5 protein-coding genes and 1 pseudogene are annotated in these 5106 nt (G+C 36.7%); 3 read left to right on the forward strand and 3 right to left on the reverse strand.

Annotated elements, in window-relative coordinates:
- The 3 genes and pseudogenes from B5X70_RS18435 to B5X70_RS17300 form a co-directional block, all read left to right on the forward strand.
- Window positions 1-262 (forward strand): annotated as a pseudogene (locus B5X70_RS18435) (hypothetical protein); the annotation flags it as partial.
- 104 nt (window positions 263-366) lie between these two features.
- Window positions 367-459 carry a T9SS type A sorting domain-containing protein gene (locus B5X70_RS18615; protein WP_157666440.1) on the forward strand — a complete coding sequence of 31 codons (93 nt, stop codon included), beginning with the start codon at window positions 367-369 and terminating at the stop codon, window positions 457-459.
- 318 nt (window positions 460-777) lie between these two features.
- A complete protein-coding gene (locus B5X70_RS17300) occupies window positions 778-2301 on the forward strand; it encodes an IS1634 family transposase (protein ID WP_079559160.1) in 1524 nt (507 codons plus the stop codon).
- A gap of 367 nt (window positions 2302-2668) precedes the next feature.
- Here B5X70_RS17300 and B5X70_RS17305 read toward each other — a convergent pair whose 3' ends face one another.
- From B5X70_RS17305 to B5X70_RS17315, 3 genes are all read right to left on the reverse strand, one after another.
- Window positions 2669-3688, reverse strand: a complete 1020-nt coding sequence (locus tag B5X70_RS17305; protein WP_079559161.1) for a glycoside hydrolase family 43 protein — start codon at window positions 3686-3688, stop codon at window positions 2669-2671.
- Window positions 3689-3729: 41 nt separating this feature from the next.
- A complete protein-coding gene (locus tag B5X70_RS17310) occupies window positions 3730-4416 on the reverse strand; it encodes an alternative oxidase (protein WP_079559162.1) in 687 nt (228 codons plus the stop codon).
- Between the two features lie 376 nt (window positions 4417-4792).
- On the reverse strand, window positions 4793-5106 hold a 314-nt coding region (locus B5X70_RS17315), incomplete at its 5' end, for a transposase (RefSeq protein ID WP_143255105.1).

Here is a 5106-nt window from a genome sequence, read left to right on the forward strand (position 1 = left end):
GATAAAGCAACTCCTTCATATTAAATCTTTCATCGGAACTAGCGAAAATGCTGTAATGATACAAATATGGACTGCTTTGATAACTATACTTGTCCTAAAATACTTAAAAGCATTAGCCCAATATGGCTGGAGGTTGTCAAATTTAGTTGCGTTTATCAGGTTGAATATGTTTGTGAAAATTCACTTGCAAAAGTGGTTGGATAAACCCTTTGATGAACCTCCTGAACCAGTTCAAAAATACATACAGGGGGTTTTATTCTGAAATTGTAGATGTTTCTGGCTAAAACTACTATTTTTAAAGAGCAATAAATTCTACTGAAGATTATTTAGGACAGTATTGTTCTTCAACCAGAATTAAGTAAATACTTGATAAATATTTCGGGAAGTGCTGCCGGTGTATATTTGATTAAACTTAGGAGTTCAAATACTCATCTTACTACTAAGTTCATTATTAAATAGGATTAATATCAATCTTAACAGATGATTATTTAGGTTTTTTTCCGGATATAGAGAGGTTTGTTCACTTCTGTAAAAGACAGAGAGATAGTAACAGCACCGGTTCCTGATTTCAGACAAAAAAGAGGCTGTCTAAAAAGTTTAGACAGCCTCTTTTCATGTATAAAAGAACTTCTTATTTGCAACCGTGCGTTCTATTTGGCTTTTTTCAGCCTCTTTTCTTGCTTTTTTTCTTGTCTTCCGCACTTTTCTGCAACACCCGCCTAACTACTTGTAAATCAATTGTTGTTTTTTTAATTTGGGTGTTGCAAAATTTTCAGTATGTTTGTCAGAAAGCTTAAAAATCGCTCTGGAAGCCTTTCTGTACAAGTAATTCAGAAGGTGCGGGGCACTTATAAAGTATTAAAAACAGTAGGGTGCGCCACCACACAGCGCAAAACTGAAGAGCTTGTCAATTTGGCCAAACAGGAAATCGAAAAACTATCACAGCAGCCCATTCTGTTTGAGAGTGAAGCAGATTCAACTGTAGAAAAAGTCTTTGCTTCTCTGCACAATGCAAGCATCCGCACAGTTGGTCCGGAAATCACTTTCGGAAGAATCTATGACTATATCGGATTCGGAGTCATTAATGAATCCATGTTTAGGCACCTGGTCATTTCTCGAATCGCCTTTCCTTTGAGCAAGCTTAAAACTGTTGATTATCTCTATCGTTACGAGGGTAAAAGTTTGGATATAGATGCTGTATATCGGTTTTTGGACAAACTAAACAGTAAACTGAAACCAGAAGTAGAGCAGATTGCCTTTGCTCATACCCAAAAGATTTTGAACGGTACTATCAGTGTTGCTTTCTATGATATGACCACATTATATTTTGAAACAAGCAATGAGGACGACTTACGCAAAACCGGTTTTAGCAAAGACGGAAAGCATCAATGTCCGCAAATCTACATTGGTCTTTTAGTTGGACTAGGTGGTTATGCCATCGGATATGATATTTTTGAAGGAAATGCCTACGAAGGACATACGTTAATTCCTTTCCTCGAAAAAATGAGTAAGAAGTTCAATTTGGAGAAACCTGTAGTTATTGCCGACTCTGGTTTACTTTCAAAAAGCAACATTACAGCCCTTGAAGAAAACGGCTACGAGTACATTCTGGGTGCTAGAATTAAGAATGAAAATGAGACTATAAAATCACGAATTCTGGCCTCTAAATTAACTGATGGCATGACTTGTAGCTTTTCGAGAGGGTCTAACCGACGACTAATCATTAATCACTCAAAAATCCGAGCTCGTAAGGACGCTTATAATCGAAGCCGAGGACTTAAAAGGCTTGAAGATAAAGTAAAAAGAGGTCGATTAACCAAAGCCAACATCAATAATAGGGGGTATAACAAATATCTTAAACTCGAAGGTGATGTGACAGTATACATTGATTATGAAAAATACAAGCATGATGCAAGCTGGGATGGTCTAAAAGGCTACGTAACAAACACCAAATTAACGAATGCTCAGGTGATTGAAAACTATGGAAATCTTTGGCATATTGAGCGGGCTTTTCGAATGTCTAAAACAGATCTCAGGATAAGACCGATCTTTCATCGTCTCCGACACCGGATTGAAGCACATATCTGCATTGCTTTTACAGCATATTGCATCTACAAAGAATTGGAACGAGTTCTGAAACTAGAAAAGTCAACATTATCATTACAGAAAGCAGCTGAGATAACACACAATATGTATCAAATAACATACACCTTACCGGACTCAAGACATATCAAATCCAGGTTATTGCAAATGGATGAGCAGCAGTCGGAGTTGTACGAAATAATCAGCAAAAATTTTTAGGGTGTTGCAACGCTGAAAACAGGAGTAACTGTTTAAATTTAGTCTCTAATATATGTTATAGATAAGAAGAGTATTATCCCGAGGCATTCTGGATTAGACAGATAGAATAGTTGAGGAAGACGATTAGATTTATCTTATTTTCTGTATAATCTTGTCTATCGGTCTAAATGCCTAACATCTAAAAATCTTTAAAACAGATTTAATAGAAATTTTAACAGTCTCTGAAATCTCTGGAAAATTCTGAAAGCAAAAAGGGGCCCAATGCCCCTTTTTGTATTTACTGTAAATGCTTGTTCCATCTTGTGATACTTTGCTTCGCAAAATATTCAAATAACTCACACAAATTATTCTTAAAAATCATTTTTCTTCAATCATCAATATCCTGACCAAAATCCGGGAAACCATCTTCTGTCCAGGTAATTACACGCGCACGAGTGTGACGATTAGGATCGCTTAACGGACTTCCCTGCAACTCCATATAATCTCTGGCATGATAAATCATAATGTCTGTTTTCCCATCCTCTGCAACAGTAAAACTGTTATGCCCTGGCCCAAACCTGTTGAATTCAGGGTTCGTATAGAATACGGGTTCTGGCAACTTATTCCATGATGCTGGATCAAGTAGATCAGAATCTTTATCGGCCCATAATAATCCTATCGCATAATTATGGTCGGTAGCACTAGCTGAGAAGGTTACAAAAATCCTGTTGTTTCTTTTTAAAACAGCTGGCCCCTCGTTTACCCAATGCCCTTGTATTTCCCAATCATACTCAGGCTTAGTTATGATTACCTCGCGCTCATCAATTGTTGCGTGATCCTTCATTTCAGCAATCAACAAGCCTGTACCTCTAAAGTCGTTTAGCCCGTTTTCAGTCCAGATTAAATAGCGCTGACCACGATGTTCAAATGTTGTTGCATCCAATGCAAATGCGTCTCTTTGAGTGTGAATTTGTCCTTCTTCAACCCACTCGCCTTGAGTAGGATCTTCGGAATCATTCGATAATACCCACATTCGGATTCTCCAAACATCTTCTGATCTTCCTGCTGCAAAATAGATATACCATGTATCGTTGAAACGATGAAGCTCAGGTGCCCAAATATGATGGCTCATTGGCCCACTTGCGTGCTTGCTCCATACTACATGTGCTTCTGCATCAGAAATTCCGTTTATTGTTTCTGATTTTCGGATTTCAATTCTGTCAAATTCCGGTGATGTTGCTATAAAATAATAGATTCCATCATCGGTCTTATGAACCCAGGGGTCTGCTCTTTGCAATACCAGAGGATTGTTAAAACGAATTTCCTCCTTCTTTTCGGTGCAAGATTGAAAAAACGAAGCAATTGTAAACGTAACTATTACAATTCTAAATTTCACAAATGTATCCATACTATTAATTTTTATTATTGTTTGATCATCGTCTACAGCAATTAATGTAATTCCGGCATCCCATCATATTTATGGATGTGCTCTGTTTTTCCTGCTAAAAAGAAACTGTGATTCATATGGTCACGCTCATCCAAAGATATACGACGAAATACATCTGCCCAATTTTCGACATCAATATAATACTTTTTTACAAATTCATTGTTCATGGGCTGGTTTTCCCACTCCGGATTATCTTTAACCATATTGGCATAAACCAGTTCTGCATGATTTTCGAATTCAGCATTGAATAGATACGCACCTTTTTGACTAAAGAAAGCTGTTATTTTGGCAATGATGACATACGATAAAACGATAAAAAACCTCATAAATGCTGAAAGATACCACGTATCTTTCATTCCATCTTCTACCATTTTCTGATGTATAACCAACAAATGCATATACTCATTATCCTGAGCATCCCTCGACCAGTCTATCACTTCCTGATAATCCCTTACTCTTTTTAATTCTTTATACTTGCGTGTTTGTTTGGTATAATGTCGAATTTCCCAGGCACGGTAGGGAATACTGGCAAGAATCTCCAATAGTTTGGTTTTGGGCAGAGTGTCTTTTTTTCCAGCTAACAAATCCATTGAAAAGAAGAAAAATTTTGCTGCCAGACTATATTTATATCTTGGTGTTTCAATTGAGCTTTGCTGCTCAGCTTTTAAGTCAATCTTTGATTTTTCCATATCTTCAGGTTATTAAAACAATATCAATCTTTTATATTACTCCACCTACAAAAATACTTTTTTGCGGAAATTCTCAACAATCAACGCCTTATAATCGGTTCGTAACTCAATAATATAGACCAATTCTATATAAAACCGTTTTCAATGGAGCCGTTTTGAAAAATTCTTCACTATGCGCGAATTGACAAAACTTTAAGGAGGCCAAGGCGGGTGATGGTGGCGAAGACGCTATGACCTCCTCACAACGCATCAGCCTTCCATTTCGAGCAAGTGAAAAATCAATTAAATGATTATTATTATAAAGAAACTAAGTCGGACAGAAGTGAAACTTTTTATTATATTGGATCACTAGTGTCCCATTAAAATTGGGACGTTATTAAAAATTAAACAAATTTGGCTCATTAAGTCTAAAACGTTCTTTGTCATATTGAAATTTAGTTCTCTCAAATAGGTCTCGAAGATGAGTTTTATCTGTTAAAGATATACTCAATATCTGCAAAACCTCATATGTACTTCTGTTAAGTTGCATGTCTTTTTGGACGATTGCTACCAAACAATAAGTGCACATCGCAGCGTAGATTTGAATTCGAACAGCATTTTCAGTAGTTCCCCAGAATTTCTTGACTTTTAGATGTTGCTTTAGCCACTTGAAGAAAAGCTCGACTTGCCAGCGGTTCTTGTAAAGGTCAG

It is taken from the genome of Alkalitalea saponilacus (assembly GCF_900168165.1).
GTDB lineage: Bacteria > Bacteroidota > Bacteroidia > Bacteroidales > Marinilabiliaceae > Natronoflexus > Natronoflexus saponilacus.